This window comes from Micromonospora sp. H61 (assembly GCF_018070325.1).
Lineage (GTDB): Bacteria > Actinomycetota > Actinomycetes > Mycobacteriales > Micromonosporaceae > Micromonospora > Micromonospora salmantinae.
The window spans coordinates 1-24,901 of the sequence record NZ_JAGPXY010000019.1; the positions used below are offsets into that span (position 1 = coordinate 1).

Consider the following 24,901-nt stretch of genomic DNA (forward strand, 5'->3'; position numbering starts at 1 on the left):
GGTCACGGGAACCGCGCAGCGGCTGGTCGAGTAGGCCGACGGGGCGCTGCCCACCGCCCGGTTCGTCCGGGCCCGGGCGGCCGCTCGGGAAGCCGGCCGGCCGCGTACCGAACTGGTCGCCGCGAGCCGCGCCGCGCTGCTGCTCGCGGTGCGCGGCGAGCTGCGGGCAGCCGAGCAGGCGGCCAGGGACGCGCTCGGCATGCCGCCCTGTCGGGGCTGGTCCTGTCGGCTCGACTGCGGCCACGCGTACCTGGCTCTCGCCGTGGTGGCGCTGCTGCGCGACCAGCCCGAGGAGGCCACCGCGAATCTCGCCCTCGCCCTCCCTGCACTCGACGTGACCGGCGGCTGGGCCGGCGACCCCGAGGTGGGCGGCGACTGGCCGGCCGCCGCCTCCGACGAACCGGTGGCGGCGGCGGGGGCCGCGCTGTGCCGGGCGCAGCTACGCCGCGACTCCGGCGACCCGGCGACCGGCCAGCGGCTGCTCGTCCGGGCCCGGGAGGCGCTGGCCGACCGGCCGTCCGCCGACGAGCTGACCGGTCTGCTGCGGGCCGCCGAGGCCGAACTGCGGGCCGCGCGGGGTGACCTGGACTCCGCCCGCGACCTGCTGGGCGACGCCGCGAACGAGGGGGCCGACCCGGTGCTCGCTGTGACGTTGGCGAAGGTGCACCTGCGGGCCGGCGCCGCCGCCACCGCCGAGCGGACCCTGCCGGACTGGCAGGCGCCGGCCGCCACGGCCTGGCCGCTACCGGTACGTCTGGACGCCGGTCTGCTCGACGCGGTGCTGGCCCAGCGCGCCGGGGACGGGCGTCGGGCGGGTCGGATCCTGGAGCAGACGCTGGACCTGGCCGGCCCACAGGGCTGCCGGAGGGTCTTCACCCGCGCCGACCCACCCGTGCGGGACCTGCTGGCCGCGCACCTGGACGCGGGCACCGCGCACTTCACGCTGGTCAGTGACCTGGTGCGGGGCGCGGGACAGGGCGCGGCCGGGCCGGCCGCCGGGCCGAGGGGCGCGCTCGACGAGCCGCTCACCGAGCGGGAGCTGACCATCCTGCGCTACCTGCAGAGCATCCTGTCCAACGTGGAGATCGCCAGCGAGTTGTCCCTCTCGGTCAACACCGTGAAGACCCACGTCCGCAACATCTACCGCAAACTCGACGCGACCCGCCGGCGCGAGGCGGTCCGGCGGGCGCGCGAGTTGCGGCTGATCTGAGCGGGTCAGGCGTTGGCGGCGGCGTCCGCGGCCGTGAGCAGGTCGGGCAGGTCGTACCCGCCGTCGTGCCGGATGCCGTTGACGAACAGGGTCGGGGTGCCGTTCACCCCGCTGCGGATGCCCCCCACGAAGTCCCGGCGCACCCGGTCCGCGTGCGCACGGTTCTCCACCTCGGCGTTCAACTCGTCCGGCGGCAACCCGACCTGCTCGACGCCGAGCGAGAGGTGCACCGGGTCGAGCTGGTCCTGGTGCTCGTAGAGCCAGTCGTGCATCTCCCAGAACCGGCCCCGCACCCCGGCGGCCTCGGCCGTCTCGGCGGCCCGTTCGGCGTACGGGTGCACGTTGGCGATCGGGAAGTACCGGTAGACCAGCCGTACGGTGTCGGCCCGCTGCCGCAGCAACTCGTGCAGGTTCGGGTACGCGGCACCGCAGAACTGGCACTGGAAGTCGCCGTACTCGACGATGGTCACCGCCGCGTCGGCCGGCCCCCGGATGTGGTCGTCGGTGGTCACCGGGTCTCGAAGTCGGGCGGTGACCTGCAGTGGCGTACTCATCCGGCCATCACCTTCCGATCGGCGGCGAGTTGGTCCAGCGCGTCGAAGATGCCGTCCGCGCCCGGGTTGACGTCGGGCGGCGACAGGTAGCTCCAGGTCACCTTCCCCGCCGGATCCAGCACCACGAGCGCGCGAGCCGCCTCACCGTTGGGCATGTACGCGCCGTAGCTGCGGGCCACCTCGCCCTTGGGCTCGAAGTCGGCCAGCAGGGGGAACTCGATGCCCCGGCTCTCCGCGAACGCCCGGTGTGACCAGATGCTGTCCACCGACAGGCCGAGCACCACCGCGCGGTACTGGGCGAAGACGGGAGCCGCCGACTGGTAGAGCGACATCTGGTCACCGCAGACCGGGCTCCAGTCGGCGGGGTAGAAGGCGAGCACGACCGGCCGGCCACGGAACTGCTCGGGCCCCAGCAGAGCCCCGTCCGGGGTGGCCGGCAGGGTGAAACCGGGCGCGGTGCGTCCCGGTTGGATCAGCCCGTTCGGATCACTCATGCCACCAGCCTGCTCCCGGGGTGGGTGAGAAGGACTCACCCACCCCGGGTGGTTCCGCGCCCGTTCAGCGCCCGCTGAGCGGGTGCCCGCGCCCGCTCAGCGCAGCACCGGGGCGACAGCGATGTGGTTCTGCACCTCCCGGATTCCCGGCGCGGACCAGGCCACCTGCTCGACCTCGGCCCGTTCGGGCATCGAGTGCACCAACCCGGCGAGTATCGCTGTGTCGCCGTGCACCCGGACGCTGATCCGTTCGGCCTCTGTCGCTCCGGCCCGGGCGAGGGCGTCGACGATCCGGTCGGCCAGGTCGCGGGCGTCCGGCGCGGTGGCCGGTCGGACGGTGATGCCGTTGCTCACCCCGCGTACGCCGGTCAGCCGGGCCACCGCGCGTTCGGCGGCTCGCCGTTGGTACTCCCACTCGACGTCGCCGTGCAGGGTCACCCAGCCGGCCGAGACGGTGACCTGGAGCTTCTCGATGGGCACGAACGCGTCCCACTCCAGCCCGTGGCTGGCCGCGGCGGCCAGGTCGGTGTCGGCGCGCTCGGTGTCGTCGGTGAGCTGTACGGCCACGTCGTTGGCGACCGCCCGGACCGAGGCGACCCGGTGGGCGGCCCGTTCGGCGGCCCACTTCTTGGCGTAGCTGTCCACGCGGCCGGTCAGGGTGACGACGCCCTCGGCGACGGTCACGCCGATCTCGTGCGGCTGCACCCGCGGTTCCCAGGTCAGCTCGTCGAGCACGGCGGACTGGATGTCCTGGTCGGTGCGGTTGATCTCCGCGATGGCCATCTGTCCCTCCTCCGCTGTTCCGATGGCGGACCGGGTGGTGGCCGCGGCCTGAGGTCCGCCGTGCTGCGATCCTGCCGCCGCCCCGGGTGAGCCGCCCTCGCCCGGACCGGGTGACGGCGCGGCCCGACCTGGGCGGCAGAGGTGGGAAAGGCTGACGAACATCGATGATGGGAGCGCTTCCAAAGCGAGCCGATTTCGGTTACGGTAATCGCGTTCCTCGATCGCGGGAGCCGTCGCGTCGGGTGGTGGAGCCAGGGCAGCTCTGCCCGTCCCCGTCGTCGTGCCCGTCCCCCGGGCCACGGCGTCACCCAGGCGATCGACCCCGTCCCCCGGGGCTCCATCCCGAGAGGAACCGCAGATGCGGAGAAGTCTCGCCGGCACGGTCGTGTCCGTGCTGGCCGCCGCCACAGCCGTCGTGGTGGTCCCGTTCACCGCCGCCGGGTCGGCCCCCACCCCGGCCGCGGCGGAGGCGTACACCTGGCGGAACGTCCCCGTGGGCGGTGGTGGCTTCGTGCCCGGCATCGTTTTCAACCCCACCGAGAAGAACCTCATCTACGCGCGCACCGACATCGGCGGGGCGTACCGCTGGGAACAGACCAGCCAGTCCTGGACGCCGCTGCTCGATTGGGTCGGCGCCGACCGGTGGGGCTACAACGGCGTGGTCAGCATCGCCACCGACCCGGTGCAGACCAACCGGGTGTACGCCGCCGTCGGCATGTACACGAACGGCTGGGACCCGAACAACGGCGCGATCCTGCGCTCGGCCGACAAGGGCGCCACCTGGCAGGCCACCGAGCTGCCGTTCAAGAACGGCGGCAACATGCCGGGCCGGGGAATGGGGGAGCGGCTCGCCGTCGACCCCAACCGGAACAGCATCGTGTACTACGGCGCCGAGGGTGGCAACGGGCTATGGCGCAGCACCGACCACGGCGTGACCTGGGCCCGCGTCGCCGCCTTCCCCAACGTCGGCAACTACCGGGCGGATCCCAGCGACCCGAACGGCTACAACGGCCAGAACCAGGGCCTGACCTGGGTCAGTTTCGACAAGAGCACCGGCACCGCCGGCTCCACCACACAGACGATCTACGTGGGCGTGGCGGACAAGGAGAACCCGGTCTACCGCAGCACCGACGGCGGCGTCACCTGGGCGCGCATCCCCGGTCAGCCCACCGGCTACCTGGCCCACAAGGGGGTCGTCGACCCGGTCGGTGGTCACCTCTACATCGCCACCAGCGACACCGGCGGCCCGTACGACGGCGGCAAGGGCGACGTCTGGAAGTTCACCCGGTCGACCGGGGCCTGGACGCGGATCAGCCCGGTGCCCTCCACCAGTGCCGACGCCTACTTCGGCTACAGCGGGCTGACCATCGACCGGCTTCGCCCGAACACCCTGCTGGTGGCCACCCAGGTCTCCTGGTGGCCGGACGCCATCTTCTTCCGCAGCACAGACGGCGGGGCGAGCTGGACGCGAATCTGGGAGTTCAGCAACTACCCGGAGAGGTCCCGCCGCTACACCATGGACATCAGCTCGGTGCCCTGGTTGACCTTCGGTCTCAACCCGGCACCCCCGGAGGACGCGCCCAAGCTCGGCTGGATGAACGAGTCGGTGGAGATCGACCCGCACGACTCCAACCGCATGATGTACGGCACCGGCGCCACCATCTACGGCACCACCGACCTGACCAGGTGGGACACCGGCGGTCAGTTCACCCTCCGGCCGATGGTCCGGGGGCTGGAGGAGACCGCCGTCCTCGACCTGATCAGCCCGCCCAGCGGCGCACCCCTGATCAGCGCGCTCGGCGACGTCGGCGGCTTCCGACACACCGACCTGGACGCGATTCCGTCGATGCTGTTCACCCAGCCGGTGTTCACGTCCACCACCAGCCTCGATTACGCCGAGAGCAAGCCCGCGGTGCTGGTGCGCGCCGGCAACTTCACCGACGCCGACCGGCCCAACGACAGTCACGTCGCCTTCTCCACCGACGGCGGCGCCACCTGGTTCCAGGGCACCGAACCGTCCGGGGTCAACCTCGGCGGCACGGTGGCCGCCGCGGCCGACGGCAGCCGCTTCGTCTGGGCACCCGGTGACGCGGGCCAACGCGTGGTCCACTCGGTCGGTTTCGGCAACTCCTGGGCAGCGTCGACCGGCATCCCGGCGAACGCCATGATCGAGTCCGACCGGGTCGACCCCACCCGGTTCTACGGCTTCAGCGGCGGGCGTTTCTACCTGAGTACCGACGGCGGGGCCAGCTTCACCCCGACCGCTGCGACCGGGCTGCCCAGCACCGACGTGCGGTTCAAGGCCCTGCCGGGCCGGGCCGGCGAATTGTGGCTGGCAGGGCCGGGTGGCCTGTGGCGTTCCACCGACGCCGGCGCCAGCTTCACCAGGCTGGACGGCGTCAGCGCCTCCGGCAACGTCGGTTTCGGCAAGGCGGCACCCGGGCGGACCAACCCCGCCGTGTTCCTCTACGGCACTGTGAACGGTCAACCGGGCGTGCACCGCTCCGACGACGCCGGCGCGACCTGGGTACGCGTCAACGACGACCGCCACCAGTACGGCAATCCGAGCGAGGCGCTGACCGGCGACCCGCGTGTCCACGGTCGGGTCTACCTCGGCACCAACGGTCGCGGCATCCTGGTCGCCGATCGCACCGGCGGCGACCCCCCGACCACGCCACCGCCGACGACCCCGCCGCCCACCACGCCGCCCCCGACCACGCCGCCGCCGTCCGTCGGCTGCGCGGCGACCTACCGGGTGACCGGCTCCTGGTCCGGCGGTTTCCAGGCCGAGCTGGTGGTCCGCAACACCGGAAGCGCCCCCATCGCCGGCTGGACGCTGGGTTGGACCTTCACCAACGGCCAGCGGATCGACCAGCTCTGGGGCGGCACCCACACCCAGACCGGATCGGCCGTGTCGGTCCGGGACACGGGCTGGAACGGCGCGCTCGCGGCCGGGGCCAGCACCACCGCCGGCTTCCTCGGCTCGTGGGCCGGTAGCAACACGTCCCCGGCCATCACCTGCACGAGCCGCTGAACTGGTGATCCGGGTCGGGACCCCCGGATCACCACCAGACACCGGTCCGCCGGGCCGCCTGAGGGGTCCGGCACCCGGCGGACCGGGTCCACCCCGGCGCCACGGCGGGCCCCGATCGACCTGAGTCGATCGGGGCCCGCCGTGGCGCTGTCGTTCAGATGGCGGGGGAGTTGGGGCGGTCGACGTCGACGAACTCCACGTCGTCGACGGCACTGTCGTCCCGGCTGCCGGCGGCCCGCGCGGCGGAGCCGACGGCCCAGCCGACGGCCGCGCCGACGAGCGCGGCGCCGATCAGGAGCGTCCACGGCAGTGCCGGCTGACGGCCGGCGAGCGCGTCGAAGGCCAGCGAGGCGCGACGTCGCGCCTCCTCGGCGGCGGATCCCACCAGGTCACCCGCCCCGTCGGCAAGATCGCTGCTGTTCTGGCGGGCCGAGCGGGCGGTGTCCCGCACACTGTCTCCGGCATAGCTGACGGCCGAGAGCAGGTGCTCCCAGGCCTGGTCCGCGATCCGCTCCGGCTTGCTGCGGCGGTCCAGCAGGTTGGTTCCGAACATCGTGGTTACCTCCTCGGGTGCCGAAGCCGCCGGCCACTTCGGACTTCGGCGTCTTTCCAGCGCGTCACGGTGTCGCCTACCCCGCAGTGCCCCGCGTCAGCCGGACGCAAACCCCGACCTCCGCGGAGCACCGGTAGCTCGGCGCGCCGGGACTCGGCGCGCCACCGAATCAGCGCACCGCCGACACGGCGACACCGCGGGCGAAGTCGTCGTCGTCATCGTCGTCATCGTCGCCCCCGCCACCGAAACCGCAGGCCAGGACGAGGGCGAGCAGAACACCGACGCCGGCCAGCCCGGCAAGTCGCTTGATCATCGAAGATCCTCTCCGTCGCGGTGGTGTCCCGGTCGATGCTAGGGCGCGTCGGCAACCGGGGCACGGGTCGCGCCGGCCGGCGGTGGGCGACACGCCGACGGCACACGGGGCAGACGTACGTCATGGGCCGGTTGTCGGGCGCGCCGGGCCCGGACCGCTACCCTGGTTCGGCGGCGGGCCGGTCACGACCGATCGTCGATGGTCAGATAACGAAAAGTCTTGAGTAATCAGATACTGAAAAGTGCGGATATGGGTGGCTTTGTGGGCCCGGATCCGCGAATTGCTCATCCCGAGGGGTGGCGACCGAGGCCGTCGGAGGAATACTCTCGGTCGCGGCCCGCGTACTGATGAGGCGCCCGGGGGACGGGCGGGTGGAGGTGCTCGCGTGAGCCTGTCGATCGTGAAGTCGGTTCTGTCCGGTGGTGTCGTGGAGATCGCCCCGCGGGGTGAGATCGACGTCGACACAGCGTACGAGGTGCGCGAAGCGATCGCAGAGGTGCTGGCCAAAGGCCGCCCTCTGCGCATCGAACTCAACATGAGGTTGGTCACCTTCATCGACTCGGTCGGCATCAGCGCCATGGTCGCCGGCTTCCAGACGGCCGAGGTCAGTGACGTCAAGCTGGTGGTCACCGAGCCGAGTCGGTTCGTGCACCGGCAGCTCTGGGTGACCGGCCTGCTCGGCCTCTTCGGCGCCCCGGAGCCCTACTTCGCCGGCGCAGCCACCCCCGAGGTGCTGCCCGGCGCCTGAACGCGCCGGGCGTCCCCGTCAGGGCTGCTCGTCCAGGCCGGTCAGGTCGATGTCGGTCGCCTCGGTGACCGCTCGGACGGCCGTCACCGACGCGTACCCGGCGGCCAGCAACGCCACGTCGGTGCCCGGCTGTGCGGCCTGCCCCGGCTCCTCCAGCGAGGTACGGACGAACCCGTGGCCGGACTCGGCCACCGTCATCTGCACCTGACCGAAGCTGGCCAGGGTGCCGCGCCGCACCCCGCGCAGCTGCCCGTGCGGCAGGTCCGGGGTGTTCACGTTGAGCACGCTCTCCATCGGCGCGGAGGTCAGGCGGGGGAGCAGGTCCAGGGCGACCCGCGCGGCGGTGCCCCAGTGCCGCTCGGCGTCGCGTACCCGGGCTGCGGCGTCCACGGCGGCGCCACCGCTCGCGGCCGTCGCCTCGCCGGCCGAGAGCACGTCCAGGGAGACCGCCATCGCCCGGCAGCCGTTGGTGGCGGCGGTGAACGCGGCCCCCACGGTCCCGGAGTGCAGCACCGCCCGGCCGGCGTTGGCGCCCCGGTTGACGCCGGAGAGCACCACCGACGGCGGTGGGCCGAACGCCCCGTGCAGGGCGATCAGCGTGATGAAGCCCGGGGACCCGGCGACCCCGTACGCCGGCACACCCGCCAGGTCCGGCAGCGGGTGGTCGTTCACGACGACTCGCCCGTCGCGCTCCATGGCGCTCATCGCGGCGCTGGTACCGCTCGCCTCCTCCATCGGCGCGGCCACCACGACGTCCAGGCCCCGCTGCCGTGCCGCCCAGGCCAACGCCTGGATCCCCGGCGCGGCGATCCCGTCGTCATTGGTGATCAACACCCGCAGCGTCATCGCTCGACCACCCGGCCGGCCAACTCGTCCGGGGTGGTCCGCTCCTGTTGCCGGCTGTCCGCCGGCACCAGCCGGACCCGGTCCACCAGGCCGGTGATCGAGTCCAGTCGTCCGGTGCCCAGGCCGTGCCGGGTCACGTTCAGCGCGCCGGCGGCGGCCCCGGTGCGGATGGCGGTCCGAATGTCCCCGCCCTTGGCCACGACCGCCGCCACTCCGGCCGTCATCGAGTCGCCAGCGCCGCGTGGGTCGGCGGCCTCCAGCCGGGGCATCTCGACCTGGAACAGCTCCCCGTCGATGAGCGCCAACGCCGGCTGGTCGGCGCGGCTCACCACCACCGTCTCGGCGCCGCCCGCGTGCAACTCGTACATGGCCCGGGTCAGCTCCTCGGTGTCGTCGCTGCGGGCGCGGCCGTCGCGGATCAACTCCTCGTGACTCACCTTGAGGAAGAACACCCCGCTCTCCAGCACCGAACCGAGGTGATCGCCGGAGAGGTCGACCACCACCCGGCCGCCGTTCGCGCCGAGGTCGGCGGCGAAGCGTCGGTACAGGTCGGCCGGTACCAGCCACGGTTCGTTCGGCCCACTGAGGATGCTCACCGAGGCCCGTAGGCCCTCGCCGAGGGCGAGGTTGTACAGCTCGTCGATCTCGTGCCGGCTCAGCGGCTGCCCGGGCACGTCGGCGACCTCCTGCCGGGAGCCGTCGCGGCGATCGTGCACGTACCCGCCGCTGCCGGAGTCACGGACCACCACCTTGAGGTCCACGCCCTCGCTGACCAGCAGCGGCTCCAGCACCTGGCCGATCTCACCGCCGAGGGCGGCGCAGAGCACCACGTCGACTCCGAGGGAGATCACCATTCGGGCCTGCCAGACGCCCTGCCCGCCAGGGTGCAGGTGCAGCTCGGGGTGGTCGTTGGGCTGGTCCACGGTCACCGTCAGCTGTGGAGTGGGCGCGAATACCATCACGTGCCCGCTCATCGGTCGTCGCCGTTCATGCTGGCCGCCCTCCGGCATCTTCGGAAGATTTTGTACTAACCGACCTTAGTGGCGCAGGTGGTGGCGGGTCGTCGCATCGGCCCGGTCCGCGCGGCGCTGAGGGCCCGGGGCGTTGCCAGCCAGACATCGGTACGGGACGATCGGGCGACCAACGACGGCGGGAGACGGTGTGCTCAGCAGCGATACCTTCAGCTACACCGTCCAGGCCCGGTGCTCACCCGCCGAGGCGGCAGCGTTGCTCAGCGACCTGACCCGGCAGGGCGAGCTGCATCCGCTGATCGTCCGGGTTCGCCGGGTGCCGCCCCGGCCCGGCGCCCAGGCCAGCTACACGATCAACGACCGGTTGGCGGCGGGTCCGCTGCGCTTCCGGACCACCTACCACGCGGACGTGCTGATCAACGAGGCCGACGAGATCGTCATGGTGGCCCGCCAGTGGCCGGCCACCACAGTGCGAAACCACACCCGACTGCGCGCCGAGCCGGACGGCCTGGTCCGCATCGACGTCGAGATCACCCTGACCGCGCCGACGCCGCTGTTCCGGTACGCGTTCCGCCAGGCCCAGGCCGCTCACCTCGCCCTCGCCACCCGGCTGGGCGCCGCCCTCGACCGCACCGGCACCCCCCCAAACCCGGCCTGACCAGCCCCCCGCCCCGCCCTGCCCCGCCCCACCCCCTGCGTCGATCTTGCAGTTTCGGTTGTCGATATCGGTGGGATGCCACATGTGTCGGGACAGTAAGTGCAAGATCGCGGGGCAGGGCGGGGCGCGACGTGCTTGGCGGGGGTTGCGTCTAGATCGTTGTTGCGGCGCGATCACGGGTTGTGCGGGCCGCTCGGGTGGCGGGACGCCGGCCCCACGGCTTGTAGGTGGACAGCACCGTCGCGATGACCATCAGGCTGGTCGACACCGCCGGCGCGATGACCAGGTCGGCGCGATCCCGGGCGGGCAGGGCGGCCCCGACCGCTCCGGCGTGACGCAGGTTCGGGGTGAGCAGGAACAGCACCAGCCCGACCATCACCGTGGTCAGCACGAGCTTGACCAGCACCCAGCGGTGGCGCAGCAGGCCCCACGGGGTGAGCAGCGAGCTGGCGACGCCGATCAGCCAGACCAGGACGCTCAGCGGCGCGAACAGCACAGTGCCGACCAGGGCCGTGACCGGATAGACCACCGCCGGGTCGGCGCCCCGCTGAACGGCGATGCCGAGGGTGAGCAGCACCAGGTCGGCGCCGAGCCAGCCGAGCGAGGTGACGAGGTGCAGGGTGAGCAGCGCCTTGCGGGTGGTGGGTCGGATCCGAGGCATACCGCGATGCTGCCCGCCGACCGCTGCCGGGTCGTCCGACGAGCGACGACATCAGGGGTACGCCCGGCGACGTAGCCCGGCCCCGGACGCACGTGATGCCTGTGAGCCACCGGGGTGACTCACAGGCATCACGACGCGTGGGTCAGTAGACCGACAGGTGTACGTGGTTGGTGTGGTCGGTGGACGGGGTGCCGTGCGCCCCGCTGTACGACTTCCACCCGCTGCTGGGCAGCCAGATCTGCCTGTACCAGATCACGTAGAGCACGGCGAGCCGGTCCGCGTTGCGGATGAAGTACGCGGCCAGGTTGTTGCCGTACGTCTTGTCGCCGCCGGTGGCGTCCCCGCCGAAGCCGCCCTTCTGCGCCGCGAAGTCGCAGGCCCGGCCCTTCGGGTGTTCACCGGAGCCGCTGGGGCGGTGGCACGAGACGTACCGGGTGAATCCTGCGGCCTTGGCCTGGTTGAGCGCGTGCAGGGTGCGTGGGGTGATGCAGCCGTTGGCCGGGGTGGGGTCGTTGACGCTGCACGACTCGGAGGGCCAGGAGCCGTCGGAGTTGCGCGGTGCGGCCTTCGCGTTGGCGCTGGAGGTGCCCCGGTTGGAGCCGCCGTCGGCGGTGGTCTGCGGTTTGGGTGTGGTGGCCACGGTCAGGGCCCGTTCGGCCTGCTCCTTGCGCTTGGCCATCACCGCGACCTGCTTGCGCTGTTCGTTGATCTCGCCGTCCAGGGCGATCCGGGTGCGGTTGGCCTTGTCCTTGCTGTTCAGCAGGTCGCGCAGCACCCGGTCCTCGTTGGCCGCCACCGCGTCCAGCGCGGCCGCCCGGTCCATGAAGCCTTCCGGAGTGTTGCTGTTGAGCAGCGCCGACATCGCACCGAGCCGGCCGGTGCGGTAGGCCACCTCGGCGATCTCGCCGACCTTGCCGTTGCGCTGGCCGATCTCGACCTCGATGGTCGTCAGCTGGGTGGCGAGCTGCTTCTGCCGTTGCACGGAGGTGTCCAGGGCGCGCTTCGCGTCCAGGTAGCCCTTGCTGGCCGCCTCGAGTTGGGCGCGCAACGCCGGGGTGCCGCCCTCCTCGTCGGAGTCGGGTGCGGCGGCCCGCAGGCCGGTCGGGGGGGAGGCCGAGGCGGTGCCGGCCGGAAGCGCGACGCCGAGGGCGAACATCGCGACGATCAGTGCCGCCAGTCGGGCGGCGGGTGGTCGTGCTGGTGCCACTGCGCATGTCCTTCCGTCAGCCGCCGACCGGGTTAGCTGACGGGTTCGGGACGGAAGATCCCTACCGCTGACGCGGATACACCCCAGGAACATGGTTCCCCGGTTCGCCCAGTTGGGCGATTAGGCGGCGACCGCCACCGGCGCCGGGAGGGCGCCGCCTGGTGGAGGCCGGGACCGAGCCTACCGGTGCGGATGGGGCCGCTGCAGCCAATGTGACGGACGGTGCGTGCGTCAGCACGGAAAATTACGGCTCCGTCACCATTCGATGGAGCCGCACGCTCCGGAAGCGGCGCCGGGCTCGATCTGCAACGTCGCGTGCTCGATGCGGAAGTCGTCGTGCAGCGCCGTACGCGCCGCGGTGAGCACCGCGCCGACCTCCGCGCCGGGTGCCATGGTCAGGTGAGCGGAGGCCACCTCCATGCCCGAGGTGAGCGTCCAGACGTGCAGGTCGTGCACCTCGACGACACCGGGGACGGCGGCGAGCCGGTCGTGCACGGCGGTCACCTGGAGGTGTTCCGGGGCGGCCTGCACCAGGATGCGGACGGCGGCGCGGGCCAGCCGCCAGGTGCGCGGAAGGATGAACACGCCGATGGCGACCGCGACCAGGGGGTCGGCCCACCACCAGTCGGTGACGGTGATGAGCAGCGCCGCGCCGATGACGCCGAGCGAGCCGAGCAGGTCACCGAGCACCTCCAGGTAGGCGCCCTGGAGGTTGATGCTCTCCCGGGCTCCGGCGCGCAGCAGCGCGAAGGCGGCGATGTTGGCGAGCAGGCCGAGCACGGCGACCGCGAGCATCGGGCCGGCGACGACCTGGTGCGGGTCGCCGAAGCGGCGGATCGCCTCGATCACCACGTAGATCGCGACGCCGGAGAGCAGGACGGCGTTGGCCAGCGCGGCGAGCACCTCGAGTCGGTAGAGCCCGAAGGTGCGCTGCGGGTCGCCGGTGGCCCGCCGGGTCGCCGTGATGGCGGCGAGCGCCATCCCGATGCCGAGCACGTCGGTGAACATGTGCCCGGCGTCGGAGAGCAGGGCGAGCGAGCCGGTGTGCAGGGCGGCCACCGCCTCGACCACCATCAGGGTGGTGAGCAACCCGAATGCCGCCCAGAGTCGACCTCGGTGCTGGTGTGCGGCATTGGCGACGGACCCATGGTGGTGGTCATGATCTGCGCCCACGAGAACCACCTTCCGCCGCTGGTCGGGACCCGGTCAAATGTATGCTCACATCGCTATGTGTGCAAGTGTACGGGCAGCGCCTTCCGCCGGCGGCAGTCCGCGCGCGTCAGCCGGTCGGGTCGATGGTGGTGAGCCGCTGGGTGGCCCGGGAGAGCGCCACGTACAGGGTGCGCACCCCGGCGCCCGGATCCGCCCGGATCTCGCTCGGCGCGACCAGCACCACCCCGTCGTACTCCATGCCCTTGGCCTCCAGGCTGGTCACCACCTGCAACCTCGGCGCGCCGAGCGCGCCCAGCCACCCGGCGACCTCGTCCCGGCGGGGGACCGGCGTGATCACCCCGACCGTCCCCTCCACCTCGGCCAGCAGGCCGGCGGCGGCCTCCACTGTCGCGGTCTCCAACCCCGTCGCGGGCACCACCAGCTCCACCGGCTCGACCCCGGTGGAGCGGACGGCGGTCGGCAGCGGCAGGTCCGGGTAGAGCCGACGGATCTCCGCCGCCGCCACCGCGAAGATCTCCGCCGAGTTGCGGTAGTTGGTGGTGAGCGTGAAGTCGTGTCGCTTGCGCCGGCCCAGCGCCTGGTCGCGGGCCCGGGTCAGCTCGTCCGGATCGCCGGTCCACGCGGTCTGCGCGGGGTCGCCCACCACGGTCCAGGAGGCCAGTCGGCCGCGTCGACCGATCATCCGCCACTGCATCGGCGAGACGTCCTGCGCCTCGTCCACCACCACGTGCGCGTACTCCCGGTAGTCCTCCGGACGCTCCCGGGCCGCCGCGCGGGCGGCCCGCTGCCGTTCACCGAGGGTGCTCAGCTCACGGACGCCGCCGGCGAGCTGGAACGGATCGCGTCGCGCGCGGGCCGGCTGCGCGGGCTTACCGAGCAGCGCGTCCAACTCGTCCAGCAGTGCCACGTCGGCGATCGTCAGCCCGGCCGGGTCCAGGTTCCGGTACGCGGCATTGAGCAGCCGGATCTCCGCCGAGGAGAGGATCCCCCCGGCGTACCGGCGTAGCCGGTCCGGTTGCGCCAGCCAGCCGAGCACGTGTCGGGGGTGCAGCCGGGGCCACCACGCCTTGAGGAACTCCCGGAACTCCGAGCGCTCGGCGATCTCCGCCTCGAAGGCCGGTTGCTCCGGCAGCCGACCGCTGCTCAGCTCACGGGCCTGCGCCCAGAGCGCGGCGAACACCCCGTCGAAACCGGCCCGGCGCACCTCGTTGCGTCGTGCGCCGCGTTGCAGCGCGCGGTCCCGGATCCGGTCCAGCGCGGCCCGGTCCAGCCGCAGCAGCGTGCCCCGATAGAGCAGCCGCAGCTCACCCGGGCCGCCCGGCACCGCGTCGCGGGCCGCCCGCTCCAGCACCCGGCGCATCCGCAGCGAGCCCTTCACCGCCGCCACCTCGGGCGGGTCGGGGCGGGTGGCGGTCATCCCCGGAAAGAGGGTGCCCAGCGAGTGCAGCGTCGCGGTGTCCTCACCGAGCGACGGCAACACGGAGCCGATGTACTCGACGAAGACCGACGACGGGCCGACCACCAGGATGCCGCCGCCGGCGTAGCGGCTGCGGTCGGAGTACAGCAGGAACGCGGCCCGGTGCAGGGCGACAGCGGTCTTGCCGGTGCCGGGGCCGCCCGCGACGATCGTCACCCCGGAACCGGGCGAGCGGATCGCCTCGTCCTGCTCCCGCTGGATGGTCGCCACGATGTCGCGCATGCCCCGGCCGGTGGCCTTGGACAGCGTGGCCAGCAACGCGCCGTCACCGACGACAGTCATCCCCTCCGGGGCGGCCGTCGGGTCCAGCAGGTCGTCCTCGATCCGGGTGACCCGCTCGGCGCGGGACTGGATGGTGCGCCGCCGCACCACGTCCAGCGGCTGCGCCGGGGTGGCCTGGTAGAAGGCGGCCGCGGCCGGCGCGCGCCAGTCGACGACAAGCGTGACGGCGTTCTCGTCGCGGATCCCCAGTCGCCCGACGTGCAGCACCTGACGGTCGCGCAGGTCCAGCCGGCCGAAGACCAGCCCCTCGTGCTCGGCGTCCAGGGTGTGCCGCCGCTGCGCCGCGTGGAAGACCATCGCGTCGCGCTCGACCAGAGCGCCGTGGGTGCCCACCCGGGCCATCCGGTAGCCGTCACGCTCGGCGCGGACGGCCGACTGCCGCAGCTCGGCCAGTCTGGCGTACACCCGGTCGAGGTGTCGTTGCTCGACGGCGATCTCCTGCTCCAGGCCGGTCTGGTCGGTCAACGCACGCTCCTTCAGAGGTCGCCGGCAGGCGGCGGAAACCGCGCGGGCCAACCGAGAAGAGTACGGCCCTGGACCCGACCCGCCGCGCCCGAGGTGCGCGAACGTGCTCAGGCACCCGACCCGGCGGTGGCCGCGCCACGGTGCGCCGACGCCGATGCGCCACGGTCGGACGGCGACGATTCGGCGAGCACCCGTCGTACGACGCCCGTGAGCGCGGCGTTGACCTCGTCCGGACGTTCCATCATCAGCATGTGCCCGGCGCCCGGGCAGACGGTCAGCTCGGTGGCCGGCAGAGCCGCCGCGATCGACTCGGCGCACGGCGGTGGGGTCAGTCGGTCCCGGTCGCCGACCAGCGCGGCGGCCGGCAGGTGGGCCAACGCGGCGAGGGTGTCCAGGCGGTGCTGGGTGCCGATGGAGGCGCGGAACCCGCCGATCGAGCGCAGCGAGGCCCGAGCCACCGCCGACGTCACCAGGCGGATGTCGGCCGGCTCGCAGCGGTCACCGAAGAGCATCCACCGGATGCTCGGTTGCAGCGCGTTCAGTAGTGCCCGGGGCGCGCGCCACGAGCCACACCGGGCCAGCACGCCGGCGCCGGTCGTCTCGGCCAACCGGATCAACCGGGCGATCCGCGGCGAGAGCCCGTACACGGTGTGCGTGTGCCCCTCGGCGGTGGTCGAGACGAAGACCAGGCCGGCGGTACGGGCGGCGAAGTGCACAGGGTGGCGGTGGGCGTACTCCATGATCGTCATGCCGCCCATCGAGTGCCCGACCAGCACCACCGGGCCGGTCGGCGCGACAGCGTCGATCACCGCGGCCAGGTCGTCACCCAACTGGGCCACTGTGGCAGTGGGCAGCGCCATGCAACTGGACCGGCCGTGTCCCCGCGCGTCGTAGGCGACCACCCGCACCGCACCGCCGAACGGCGGCGCCGTGAGCGCGTCGACCTGTCGGTGCCAGGCGCGCCCGTCCAGCGTCCAGCCGTGCAGCAGGATGACGCTGACCTGGGCGTCCGTCGGACCCGTCGCCTCGACGTTGAGCCGTACGCCGTCCGGCAGACCGACCTCGAACCGCTCCGGCATCGCCACCTCCCCAGGGCCGCCCAGTACCACCAGCACCTCCGATACCCGGCGGTAACACCGGCTACCCGCCATGACACCACGCCAATCACGCCCTGGCGAAGATTCCCGACCTCGCCCGTGCCGGACGGCGGCGGGCCAAGCTGAACGGCATGGGGTCGTCGGGAGCGCCCATGGGTGCGACGTCGGGGCAGGGGCGGCAGGCCGGCGGCACGCCCCGCGCCGCGCTGGCCGACCTGCTCGCCGGCAATCGGCGGTTCGTCAGCGGCCAGCCGGTGCACGGACACGACGTCACGGCCGCCGCCGCGGCCTCCGGCGACCAGCAGCCGTACGCAGTGGTGCTGGGCTGCATCGACTCCCGGGTGCCGCTGGAGGCGATCTTCGATCAGACCTTCGGCGCGATCTGCGTGATCCGTACCGGAGGGCACGTCCTCGATCGCGCGGTCTGCGGCTCGATCGAGTACGTGGTCGGCCAGCTCGGCGTACCGCTGGTGATGGTCCTCGGCCACGAGCGGTGCGGCGCGGTGCAGGCCACTGTGGAGGCGCTGCGCACCGGGCAACGTCCCGGCGGGTCGCTGGCGCACCTGGTGGACGAGATCGCCCCGGCGGTGACCGAGGCGGGGCTCGGCGATCCGGCGGTGCAGCCGCTGGCGATCCGCCGGCACGTCCGGCGCACGGTGCGCACCCTGCGCGAGGACGTCCTGCTGGCCGGGCCGGTGGCCGCGGGCCGGGTGGCAGTGGTCGGCGGCCTCTACGACCTGGCCACCGGCGAGGTCGCCCTGCTCGATCCAGGCTGACCCGGCCCGCCGCGCAGCCCTCCGGACGTGCGAAACCGCCCGGCGGGACTTCCCGGCGGGCGGTTTCGTTGGTGCGGTGGGGGAGGGCTCAGCCCTCGAAGACGCCGGCCGCGACCAGGCGCTTCTCGGTGGCCTCCCAGCCGTCACCCGGGTGGGTGGCAGCCAGGTTGTTGATCTCCGCCCGGATCTTGGCGGCGTGGCCGGCGGCGGCCAGCACGCGGATCTCCTCGACGAAGGCGTCGGAGTCCGTGCGCAGGTGCGCGGTCTTGCCGTTGGTCAGGTTCCGCACGTAGGCGTGCTTGCCGCCGTTGAGCGGGATGAGGTACTTGAACTCGCCCAGCACGCTGAGGGCGCCACCCTGGCCAGCCTGGCCGGCCCGGACGGACGCGCGCGCGGTCTTAGAGGTGTTGCTCGCCACGGAGGTACTCCTTGCAAGACGTACGGGAGGACTGGACGTCCGGGGGCTGTGTGCGGGTCGTACGTGACTCGACCCGCGAAGGTGTAACGCGGCATAAGCCGCCGGTGGAACTGTACAGGACCACGACATCATGCTGGTCGTCGCGGTGTCCTGAGAGGCAACGGCGACCACCCGTCCGGCTATTCCACCCGGCGATTTTTCCGATTCCCTGGCGCACCACGCGTCACAGGAGTCATCATGTGTTGCAGCAGCCACCTGGGTGGACGAGGTCGTAGGGGAAGACGCACCTCGCTCTCCGGGAGGTCACCGTGCCAACGCGTGGCGTCGTATACGTCCATTCGACCCCGCTCGCCGTGTGCTCACACGTCGAGTGGGCGATCGCGCGCGTCCTAGCCGCGCCGGTCAACCTGCAGTGGACGGGTCAGCCCGTCGACCCCGGCGCACGCCGGGCCGAGTGCGGGTGGACCGGTCGTCCGGGGACGGGCGCCGAGCTGGCTGCTGCCCTACGGCAGTGGCCCATGATCCGTTTCGAGGTCACCGAGGAGCCGAGTCCCGGTGCCGACGGTGAGCGCTTCATGTACGTGCCGGCCCGTGGCCTGTTCCGGGCAACGGTCGGCGTGGCCGGCGACATCCAGCTCGGCGAGGACCGCCTTCGGGCGCTGATGGCGGCCTCCCGGGCCCCCGAGGCGCTGGCGCACGCCCTCGACAAGGCGCTCGGCACGGCGTGGGACGCTGACCTGGAGCCCTACCGGTACGCCGGCGACGGCGCCCCGGTGACCTTGCTCACTCGGGTTGGCTGACCCGGTCGGCCGGCCGCTGGCCGTGGGCCGTCACACCGGTGACGACCGGTAAGGTCAAGTTGCCCCGATAAGGGAGAAGCTGGTGGGATGGGCGGCGTGTCGAATCGCCCGTGGCGCGCCAGTGTCGCTGTCGCCGCCCTGACCGCCCTGCTCGTCTCCGGCTGCTCAGGTGACCCGGAGCGTCCCACCCCGACGCCCAGCCCGGTCGGCACGTCCGCGGGCCCGAGCGTCCCGGCCGCGCCGCCGGCCAGCGACCCCGCCGGCCGCGCCGCCGCGCTGGTGGCGACGCTGTCCGACGAAGACCTGGTCGGCCAGGTGCTGATGCCGTACGCATACGGCGACTCGGCGACGAAGGTCTCCGCCGGCTCGGCGGCCGGTAACCAGGCCCTCGCCGGGGTGGACACCCCCGCCGACATGATCGCCAAGTACCGACTGGGTGGCCTGATCCTGGTCGGCTTCAGCGCCGACGACCCGACCAAGGGCAACCAGGAGACCACGAACGTCGACAACCCCAAGCAGGTGCACGAGCTCACGGCCGGACTGCGAACCGCCGCCGGTCGGCTCGCCGCCGGTTCGGCGCCGCTGCTCATCGGCACCGACCAGGAGTACGGCGTCGTCACCCGCGTGACCGACGGGGTCACAGTGCTGCCCAGCGCCCTCGCGGCCGGCGCGGCAGGTGACCCGAAGCTCACCGAGGCCGCCTGGCGGGCCGCCGGCGCCGAGTTGGCCGCGATGGGCATCAACATCGACTTCGCCCCGGTGGCCGACGTGCTGGCCACCCGCAGCACCGTGATCGGCTCCCGGTCGTACGGCGCCGACCCGAAGCAGGCCGCCGCGCAGGTGGGCGGCGCGGTCCGCGGCCTGCAGGCGGTCGGGGTCGCGGCCACCCTGAAGCACTTCCCCGGGCACGGCCACAGCGCCGACGACTCGCACCAGGACCTTCCGGTGCTCACCCAGTCCGCCGCGGCGTTGCAGAGCGGGGCGTGGCCGCCGTTCACCGCCGGGATGGACGCGGGCGCGATGGCCGTGATGTCCGGTCATCTGGATGCGCGCGCGATCGACCCGGGGACCCCGGCGACGTTCTCGCACAAGCTGCTCACCGACGTCCTGCGCGGCCAACTCGGCTTCCAGGGCGTGGTGATCACCGACGGGATGAACATGCCGCCCGCGATGCGCTGGGCTCCCGGCGAGGCGGCGGTCCGGGCGCTCAACGCCGGTAACGACCTCATCCTGATGACCCCGAACGTCGGTCAGGCGTACGACGGGCTGCTCGCCGCGCTGCGCGGCGGATCGCTGACCCGCACCCGGCTGGTCGAGGCGGTCACGCGGGTGCTGACCATGAAGTTCAAGCTCGCGGAGCTGCCGGCGGCGCAGATGTCCACGCTCAACGCCCCGGAGCACCGGGCGGCGGCCGACGCGCTGGCCGCCGCCGCCGTCACGGTGCTGAAGGGCGCCTGCGGCGGAGCGGTACGCGGGCCGGTCACCGTCACCTTGTCCGGCGGTCGGGACGGCACCCGGGCCACCCTCACCGCCGCGCTGACCGCCGCCGGGGTGCAGGTCAAGCCCAGCGGCGGCACGATCGTGCACCTGGTGGGCTACGGCGACGGCGCCAAGGACCTGAGCCCCGACGCGGCGGTCACGGTCGCCATGGACACCCCGTACGTGCTGGCCGACGCGAAGTCACCGACGCTGCTGGCGACGTACTCCTCCAGCCGGGCGTCGATGACCGCCCTGGCCGCCGTGCTCGCCGGCAAGGCCCGGCCGGGCGGCCGATCCCCGGTGGCCGTTCCCGGACTGCCCGCGACGACCTGTCGCACCTGACCGACCGGGAGCGGACGGCGCAGCGCCCACCTCACTCGCCCTTCGCGAGCCCTCGCACCGCGAGCCGGTACGCCGGCAGCACGTCGGTCCGTTCGGTGATCAGCCCCTCGTTGACCGCGAAGACCAGCGTCTGCCCCGCCGACTGGACGGCCAGCGCCCAGTTCCGCGACTCCTCCTCGGCCAGCGGGTTGGTGGCGAGCCAGGTCGTCTCGGTGGCGTCGAAGCCGCCGGCGCGGAGGTCGCGGAACTGTTGACCGGCGACCGTCTCGCCGGCCCCGGCGGCGAAACTCTCCAGCGCGGCGCGCGGCGTGACAGTCGGCGAGTCCGCCGCCCAGATCCGCAGGAATCCGCCGCCGGCCGAGCGGCCGTCCACCTCGCAACGCACCGTGCTGCCGCCGCGCTTGGTGAGCGCCTCGCCGACCAGCTCGGCCAGCTCACCCTTGGCAGGCTCGACCGCCTTCGCCGTCCACCCGTCGGCCAGCGGAAACGTCACCGGTACCGGGCAGGGGGAACCGGTGCCGCCGGTGGTGCCGCCGGTCGACGCCGGGGTCGTCTCGTCGTACCAGGGCTCGCCCGTGGCCTGTGGGGCCGGGCCGCCGGCCGCGGACCCGGCGGGATCGGCGGCGGCGTCGCCGCAGCCGGCCAGCAGGCCGAGGGTGAGCGCCGCCGACACGGCGACGCGGGTACGAATGTCCATCGTGGTGATCCCCGTCAGTCGATCTTCAGTTGGCCCATCTAAGCCGTGCGGTCCCTCGACGTCAATCGGGATCGTGCGCCCGCGCCACGGAAACCCGGTCGCCTCCGCGCCGGTCGGTCTGACAGCCTCACCCCATGGGAGCGGCAGCAGGATTCCGGCACGTGCAACGGGCGGACGGCACTGTGGTGATCACCCACCACGGCCGGGTCGCCGGCACGCTGCGCGGCGCTCGGGCCGCGGAGTTCCTGGCCGAGGTCGACGACGACCCGCAGTTGGTGATGGCCCGCTGGACCGGCAACTACCGCCACGGCAACGAGCGCACCGCCAAACAGCACCCCCGCAACCGAGGCTGAACGACGAAAGAACCCCTCCTCGTCGAGAGAAGGGGCCCTTTCGCAGGATCTCAGGGGCGGGCGAAGACGAGAGCCACGTTGTGGCCGCCGAAGCCGAACGCGTTGTTCAACGCGGCCGGGATCTCCATGTGGCGGGCCTTGTGCGCGGCGACATCCAGGGTGAGGCCCGGCTCAGGGTCGTCGAGGTTGATCGTCGGAGGGACGACACTGTCGCGGATCGCCAGGATGGTGGCGATCGACTCCAGCGCACCGGCCGCACCGAGCAGGTGACCGGTCATCGACTTCGTCGCGGACAGCACCGGGTGGTCGCCGAGCGCCTTGTGCAGCCCGCCGATCTCCAGCATGTCCCCGACCGGGGTCGAGGTGGCGTGCGCGTTGACGTGCACGATGTCCCGCTTGGCCACGTCCGCGTCGGCGATCGCCTTGGCGATGGCCCGGATCGCGCCCTCGCCCTCGGCGTGCGGCTGCACGATGTCGTACGCGTCGGAGGTGATGCCGGCACCGGCGAGGCGCGCGTACACCCGGGCGCCCCGGGCCGCGGCGTGCTCGGCCCGCTCCAGCACCACGATGCCGGCGCCCTCGCCGAGGACGAAGCCGTCCCGGCCCCGGTCCCACGGGCGGGAGGCCCGCTCCGGGTCGTCGTTGCGGGTGGACATGGCCCGCATCGAGCTGAAGCCGGCGATCGGCAGCGGGTGGATGACCGCCTCGGTGCCGCCGGCCACCACCACGTCGGCCCGGCCGGAGCGGATGATGTCCAGGCCGAGGGCGATCGCCTCGGCGCCGGTGGCGCAGGCGCTGGCCACCGAGTGCACGCCGGCCTTGGCGCCCAGCTCCAGCCCGACCCAGGCGGCCGGACCGTTCGGCATCAGCATCGGGATGGTGTGCGGGGAGACCCGCCGTGGCCCGGACGCCTCCAGGATGTCGTCCTGGGCGAGCAGCGTGGTGGCACCGCCGATGCCGGAGCCGACGCTGACGGCCAACCGCTCCCCGTCGAGGTCGGAGCCGGCGAGGCCGGCGTCCGCCCAGGCCTGCTGCGCCGCGATGATCGCGATCGCCTCGGAACGGTCCAGGCGGCGCAGGCGGACCCGGTCCAGCACCTCGGACGGCTCCACGGCCAACTGGGCGGCGATTCGGACCGGCAGTTGCTCGGCCCACTCCTGGGTGAGGGCACTCACCCCGGAGCGGCCGGCGAGCATTGCGTCCCAGGTCGACGCGACGTCCCCGCCAAGCGGGGTCGTCGCGCCGAGCCCGGTGACGACGACGTCTGGACGACTCATGATCAGGACTGCGCCGCGATGTAGCTGACAGCGTCGCCGACGGTCTTGAGGTTCTGCACCTCGTTGTCCGGGATCTTGACGCCGAACTTCTCCTCGGCCGCGACCACTACCTCAACCATGGAGAGCGAGTCGACGTCGAGGTCGTCGGTGAAGGACTTCCCCTCGGCCACGTCGTCCGGGTTCACCCCGGCAACCTCTTCGAGGATCTCGGCGAGGCCGGTGGTGATCTCGTCACGGGTCATTGCGGTTGGTTCCTTTCATCGGGGTTCTCCGGCGGCCGGCGTCGCCGACCGCCACTCCTGGACGCGTACGCGCCCGAGGGGGTCAGGGGCAGCGGACGACCTGACCGGCGTAGGTCAGGCCACCGCCGAAGCCGAACAGCAGCACCGGTGCGCCCGAGGGCACCTCCCGGCGCTCTACCAGCTTTGACAGGGCCAGCGGCACGCTCGCCGCGGAGGTGTTGCCGGACTCGACGATGTCCTTCGCGATGATCGCGTCGGGGATGTTGAGCCGCTTGGCGATGCCGTCGATGATCCGCGCGTTGGCCTGGTGCGGCACGAACGCGGCCAGCTCCGACGGGTCGACCCCGGCCCGCTCGCAGGCCTGCAGCGCGAGCGGCGCGATAGCGGTGGTGGCCCAGCGGAACACCGCCTGCCCCTCCTGCTGGATGTACGGGCGCCAACCCTCGATGCGGACCGCGTCGCTCTTGTCCGGCACCGAACCCCAGACGACCGGGCCGATCCCGGTCGGCTCGTCGTCGGCGGTGGCGGAGACCACCGCGGCGCCGGCTCCGTCCGCGAAGATGATGCAGGTGGAGCGGTCGGTCCAGTCGGTGAAGTCGGACAGCTTCTCCGCGCCGATGACGATCGCGTTGCGCGACGCCCCGGCCCGGATGGCGTGGTCGACGGTGCCCAGCGCGTACGCGAAGCCCGAGCAGGCGGTGTTGAGGTCGAACGCGCCAGGGGCGGTGATGCCCAGCTTGGCGGCGACCCGGCAGGCCACGTTGGGGCTGCGGTCGATGGAGGAGCAGGTGGCGACCACGACCAGGTCGATGTCGGCGGCGGTCAGGCCCGAGTTGGCCAGCGCCTTGCCGGCGGCCGCGGCGGCCATGTCGGCGACCGTCTCACTGTCGGCGATCCGCCGGCTGACGATGCCGACCCGGTCGCGAATCCACTCGTCGTTGGTGTCGACGAGCTGGGCGATGTCGTCGTTGGTCACCACCCGGGAGGGCTGGTAGTGCCCCATCGAGACGATGCGACTGCCAGTCATGAACGACCTCCGATACGGGCGATCAGGTCCCGTGCGGCCGGCAGGTCGTCCGGGGTGTTGAGGGTGACGATCTCCGGGGCGCCGTCGCCCTTGAGTTCCCGCTTGACCAGGCCGGCGAGGGTGCCGGCCGGGGGCAGTTCGATCACGCCGGTGACCCCGAGGTCGGCCAGCGTACGCATGCACAGGTCCCACCGCACCGGTGCGGTGACCTGACGAACGAGGCGCTGCACCATGGCCGCGCCGTTGTCGACCGCGGTGCCGTCGAGGTTCGACAGCAGGGTCCGGGCCGGGTCGGCGGGGGTGATCCCGGCGGCCTCCGCGGCGAGCGCGGTCTCGGCCGGAGCCATGTACGGGGTGTGGAACGCGCCGGCCACCTGGAGTCGGATGATCCGGGTCCGTGCCGGCGGCGCGGCGGCGAGCTTGTCGAGCCCGTCCAGGGCGCCTGCGGCGACGATCTGCCCAGCGCCGTTGCGGTTGGCCGGGTAGAGCCCGTTCGCCTCGATCGCGGCGATCACCTCGTCGGGATCACCACCGAGCACCGCGGCCATTCCGGTCGGCTCCAACGCGCACGCGGCGGCCATCTCCCGGCCGCGAACCCCGGCCAGGGCGATCGCGGCGTCGGCCGACAGCACACCGGCCAGGGCGGCGGCACCCAACTCGCCGACGCTGTGGCCGGCGGTGAGCGCGACGCCGTCCAGGGGCAGGTGCTCGGCCGCGAGCAACGCCGCGGCGACCAGCAACGGCTGGGTGCGGGCGGTGTCCTTGATCTCGTCGGCGTCGGCGTTGGTGCCCAGGTGCAGCAGATCGACCCCGGCCAACGCCGACCAGTCGCGCAGTCGCGCCTCGGTGCCGGTCAGGTCGAGCCAGGGGGTCAGGAAGCCGGGTTTCTGAGAACCCTGGCCGGGACTAAGTACGGCGAGCACGTCTATGACTCTCCCGGATAAAGGCGGGTAACGCGGTGCCG

The 24,901-nt window shown here is 72.7% G+C and carries 24 protein-coding genes, 2 pseudogenes and 1 riboswitch; of the genes and pseudogenes, 8 read left to right on the forward strand and 18 right to left on the reverse strand.

Annotation, left to right across the window (positions count from 1 at the left end):
• Positions 1-1,210 (forward strand): annotated as a pseudogene (locus KBX08_RS12240) (LuxR C-terminal-related transcriptional regulator); the annotation flags it as partial.
• Between the two features lie 5 nt (positions 1,211-1,215).
• Here KBX08_RS12240 and KBX08_RS12245 read toward each other — a convergent pair.
• The 3 genes from KBX08_RS12245 to KBX08_RS12255 form a co-directional block, all read right to left on the reverse strand.
• A complete protein-coding gene (locus KBX08_RS12245) occupies positions 1,216-1,764 on the reverse strand; it encodes a DsbA family protein (protein WP_091409221.1) in 549 nt (182 codons plus the stop codon).
• Entirely contained in the window at positions 1,761-2,258 is a 498-nt protein-coding gene (locus tag KBX08_RS12250; RefSeq protein ID WP_210783399.1) for a redoxin domain-containing protein, read from the reverse strand. Before KBX08_RS12250 ends, KBX08_RS12245 begins: the two co-directional genes overlap by 4 nt.
• Positions 2,259-2,354: 96 nt before the next feature.
• The gene (locus KBX08_RS12255) at positions 2,355-3,041 is read right to left on the reverse strand and encodes a BON domain-containing protein (RefSeq protein ID WP_210783401.1); all 687 of its coding nucleotides are present in this window, start codon (positions 3,039-3,041) and stop codon (positions 2,355-2,357) included.
• Between the two features lie 358 nt (positions 3,042-3,399).
• Between KBX08_RS12255 and KBX08_RS12260 the strand changes: the two genes are divergently transcribed.
• Complete coding sequence (locus KBX08_RS12260) at positions 3,400-6,075, forward strand: cellulose binding domain-containing protein (RefSeq protein ID WP_210783403.1); 2,676 nt, start codon at positions 3,400-3,402, stop codon at positions 6,073-6,075.
• Between the two features lie 154 nt (positions 6,076-6,229).
• Here the strand turns inward: KBX08_RS12260 and KBX08_RS12265 are convergent, their stop codons facing one another.
• Entirely contained in the window at positions 6,230-6,628 is a 399-nt protein-coding gene (locus tag KBX08_RS12265; protein ID WP_112582570.1) for a hypothetical protein, read from the reverse strand.
• A gap of 169 nt (positions 6,629-6,797) precedes the next feature.
• A complete protein-coding gene (locus KBX08_RS12270; RefSeq protein ID WP_158629639.1) occupies positions 6,798-6,941 on the reverse strand; it encodes a hypothetical protein in 144 nt (47 codons plus the stop codon).
• Positions 6,942-7,326: 385 nt separating this feature from the next.
• On the opposite strand from KBX08_RS12270, the gene KBX08_RS12275 reads away from it, so the two are divergent.
• Positions 7,327-7,689, forward strand: coding sequence for an STAS domain-containing protein (locus tag KBX08_RS12275; protein ID WP_030330302.1), 363 nt, complete (start codon positions 7,327-7,329; stop codon positions 7,687-7,689).
• A gap of 18 nt (positions 7,690-7,707) precedes the next feature.
• Here the strand turns inward: KBX08_RS12275 and surE are convergent, their stop codons facing one another.
• A complete protein-coding gene (gene surE, locus KBX08_RS12280; protein WP_210783405.1) occupies positions 7,708-8,535 on the reverse strand; it encodes a 5'/3'-nucleotidase SurE in 828 nt (275 codons plus the stop codon).
• Positions 8,532-9,494 (reverse strand): PfkB family carbohydrate kinase, encoded by a 963-nt coding sequence (locus KBX08_RS12285; protein WP_238690684.1) that lies wholly within the window; start codon positions 9,492-9,494, stop codon positions 8,532-8,534. Before KBX08_RS12285 ends, surE begins: the two co-directional genes overlap by 4 nt.
• Before the next feature lie 202 nt (positions 9,495-9,696).
• Here KBX08_RS12285 and KBX08_RS12290 point away from each other — a divergent pair, with 202 nt between their 5' ends.
• Positions 9,697-10,164 (forward strand): SRPBCC family protein, encoded by a 468-nt coding sequence (locus KBX08_RS12290; RefSeq protein WP_210783409.1) that lies wholly within the window; start codon positions 9,697-9,699, stop codon positions 10,162-10,164.
• A gap of 151 nt (positions 10,165-10,315) precedes the next feature.
• Here the strand turns inward: KBX08_RS12290 and KBX08_RS12295 are convergent, their stop codons facing one another.
• From KBX08_RS12295 to KBX08_RS12315, 5 genes are all read right to left on the reverse strand, one after another.
• The gene (locus KBX08_RS12295; protein ID WP_210783411.1) at positions 10,316-10,825 is read right to left on the reverse strand and encodes a hypothetical protein; all 510 of its coding nucleotides are present in this window, start codon (positions 10,823-10,825) and stop codon (positions 10,316-10,318) included.
• 142 nt (positions 10,826-10,967) lie between these two features.
• The gene (locus KBX08_RS12300; protein ID WP_372494864.1) at positions 10,968-12,032 is read right to left on the reverse strand and encodes a coiled-coil domain-containing protein; all 1,065 of its coding nucleotides are present in this window, start codon (positions 12,030-12,032) and stop codon (positions 10,968-10,970) included.
• A 5-nt stretch (positions 12,033-12,037) separates the two neighbouring features.
• Positions 12,038-12,169: riboswitch (cyclic di-AMP (ydaO/yuaA leader) on the reverse strand.
• A gap of 118 nt (positions 12,170-12,287) precedes the next feature.
• Complete coding sequence (locus KBX08_RS12305) at positions 12,288-13,205, reverse strand: cation diffusion facilitator family transporter (RefSeq protein ID WP_210783413.1); 918 nt, start codon at positions 13,203-13,205, stop codon at positions 12,288-12,290.
• Positions 13,206-13,311: 106 nt separating this feature from the next.
• Entirely contained in the window at positions 13,312-15,429 is a 2,118-nt protein-coding gene (locus KBX08_RS12310; RefSeq protein WP_210783415.1) for an AAA family ATPase, read from the reverse strand.
• A gap of 107 nt (positions 15,430-15,536) precedes the next feature.
• Positions 15,537-16,508: an alpha/beta fold hydrolase gene (locus KBX08_RS12315; protein ID WP_210783417.1), complete on the reverse strand. Its 972-nt coding sequence runs from the start codon at positions 16,506-16,508 to the stop codon at positions 15,537-15,539.
• A gap of 170 nt (positions 16,509-16,678) precedes the next feature.
• Between KBX08_RS12315 and KBX08_RS12320 the strand changes: the two genes are divergently transcribed.
• Positions 16,679-17,302, forward strand: coding sequence for a carbonic anhydrase (locus KBX08_RS12320; protein WP_210783419.1), 624 nt, complete (start codon positions 16,679-16,681; stop codon positions 17,300-17,302).
• Positions 17,303-17,390: 88 nt separating this feature from the next.
• Here the strand turns inward: KBX08_RS12320 and KBX08_RS12325 are convergent, their stop codons facing one another.
• On the reverse strand, positions 17,391-17,720 hold the full coding sequence (locus tag KBX08_RS12325) for a hypothetical protein (protein WP_030330285.1): 330 nt from the start codon (positions 17,718-17,720) through the stop codon (positions 17,391-17,393).
• A gap of 308 nt (positions 17,721-18,028) precedes the next feature.
• Here KBX08_RS12325 and KBX08_RS12330 point away from each other — a divergent pair, with 308 nt between their 5' ends.
• Positions 18,029-18,520 carry a DUF3145 domain-containing protein gene (locus KBX08_RS12330; RefSeq protein ID WP_210783421.1) on the forward strand — a complete coding sequence of 164 codons (492 nt, stop codon included), beginning with the start codon at positions 18,029-18,031 and terminating at the stop codon, positions 18,518-18,520.
• Positions 18,521-18,607: 87 nt separating this feature from the next.
• Entirely contained in the window at positions 18,608-20,341 is a 1,734-nt protein-coding gene (locus KBX08_RS12335; RefSeq protein WP_210783423.1) for a glycoside hydrolase family 3 protein, read from the forward strand.
• A 31-nt stretch (positions 20,342-20,372) separates the two neighbouring features.
• Here the strand turns inward: KBX08_RS12335 and KBX08_RS12340 are convergent, their stop codons facing one another.
• Complete coding sequence (locus tag KBX08_RS12340; protein ID WP_210783425.1) at positions 20,373-21,038, reverse strand: lipoprotein; 666 nt, start codon at positions 21,036-21,038, stop codon at positions 20,373-20,375.
• Positions 21,039-21,172: 134 nt separating this feature from the next.
• On the opposite strand from KBX08_RS12340, the gene KBX08_RS12345 reads away from it, so the two are divergent.
• Positions 21,173-21,391: a hypothetical protein gene (locus KBX08_RS12345; RefSeq protein WP_112582579.1), complete on the forward strand. Its 219-nt coding sequence runs from the start codon at positions 21,173-21,175 to the stop codon at positions 21,389-21,391.
• 50 nt (positions 21,392-21,441) lie between these two features.
• Here the strand turns inward: KBX08_RS12345 and fabF are convergent, their stop codons facing one another.
• From fabF to KBX08_RS12365, 4 genes and pseudogenes are all read right to left on the reverse strand, one after another.
• A complete protein-coding gene (fabF, locus tag KBX08_RS12350) occupies positions 21,442-22,668 on the reverse strand; it encodes a beta-ketoacyl-ACP synthase II (RefSeq protein ID WP_124855678.1) in 1,227 nt (408 codons plus the stop codon).
• A gap of 2 nt (positions 22,669-22,670) precedes the next feature.
• Complete coding sequence (locus KBX08_RS12355; protein WP_030330276.1) at positions 22,671-22,910, reverse strand: acyl carrier protein; 240 nt, start codon at positions 22,908-22,910, stop codon at positions 22,671-22,673.
• Positions 22,911-22,992: 82 nt separating this feature from the next.
• Positions 22,993-23,937, reverse strand: coding sequence for a beta-ketoacyl-ACP synthase III (locus KBX08_RS12360; RefSeq protein ID WP_091409280.1), 945 nt, complete (start codon positions 23,935-23,937; stop codon positions 22,993-22,995).
• A 5-nt stretch (positions 23,938-23,942) separates the two neighbouring features.
• Positions 23,943-24,860, reverse strand: a pseudogene (locus tag KBX08_RS12365) (ACP S-malonyltransferase); the annotation flags it as partial.
• Positions 24,861-24,901 lie beyond the last annotated feature (41 nt).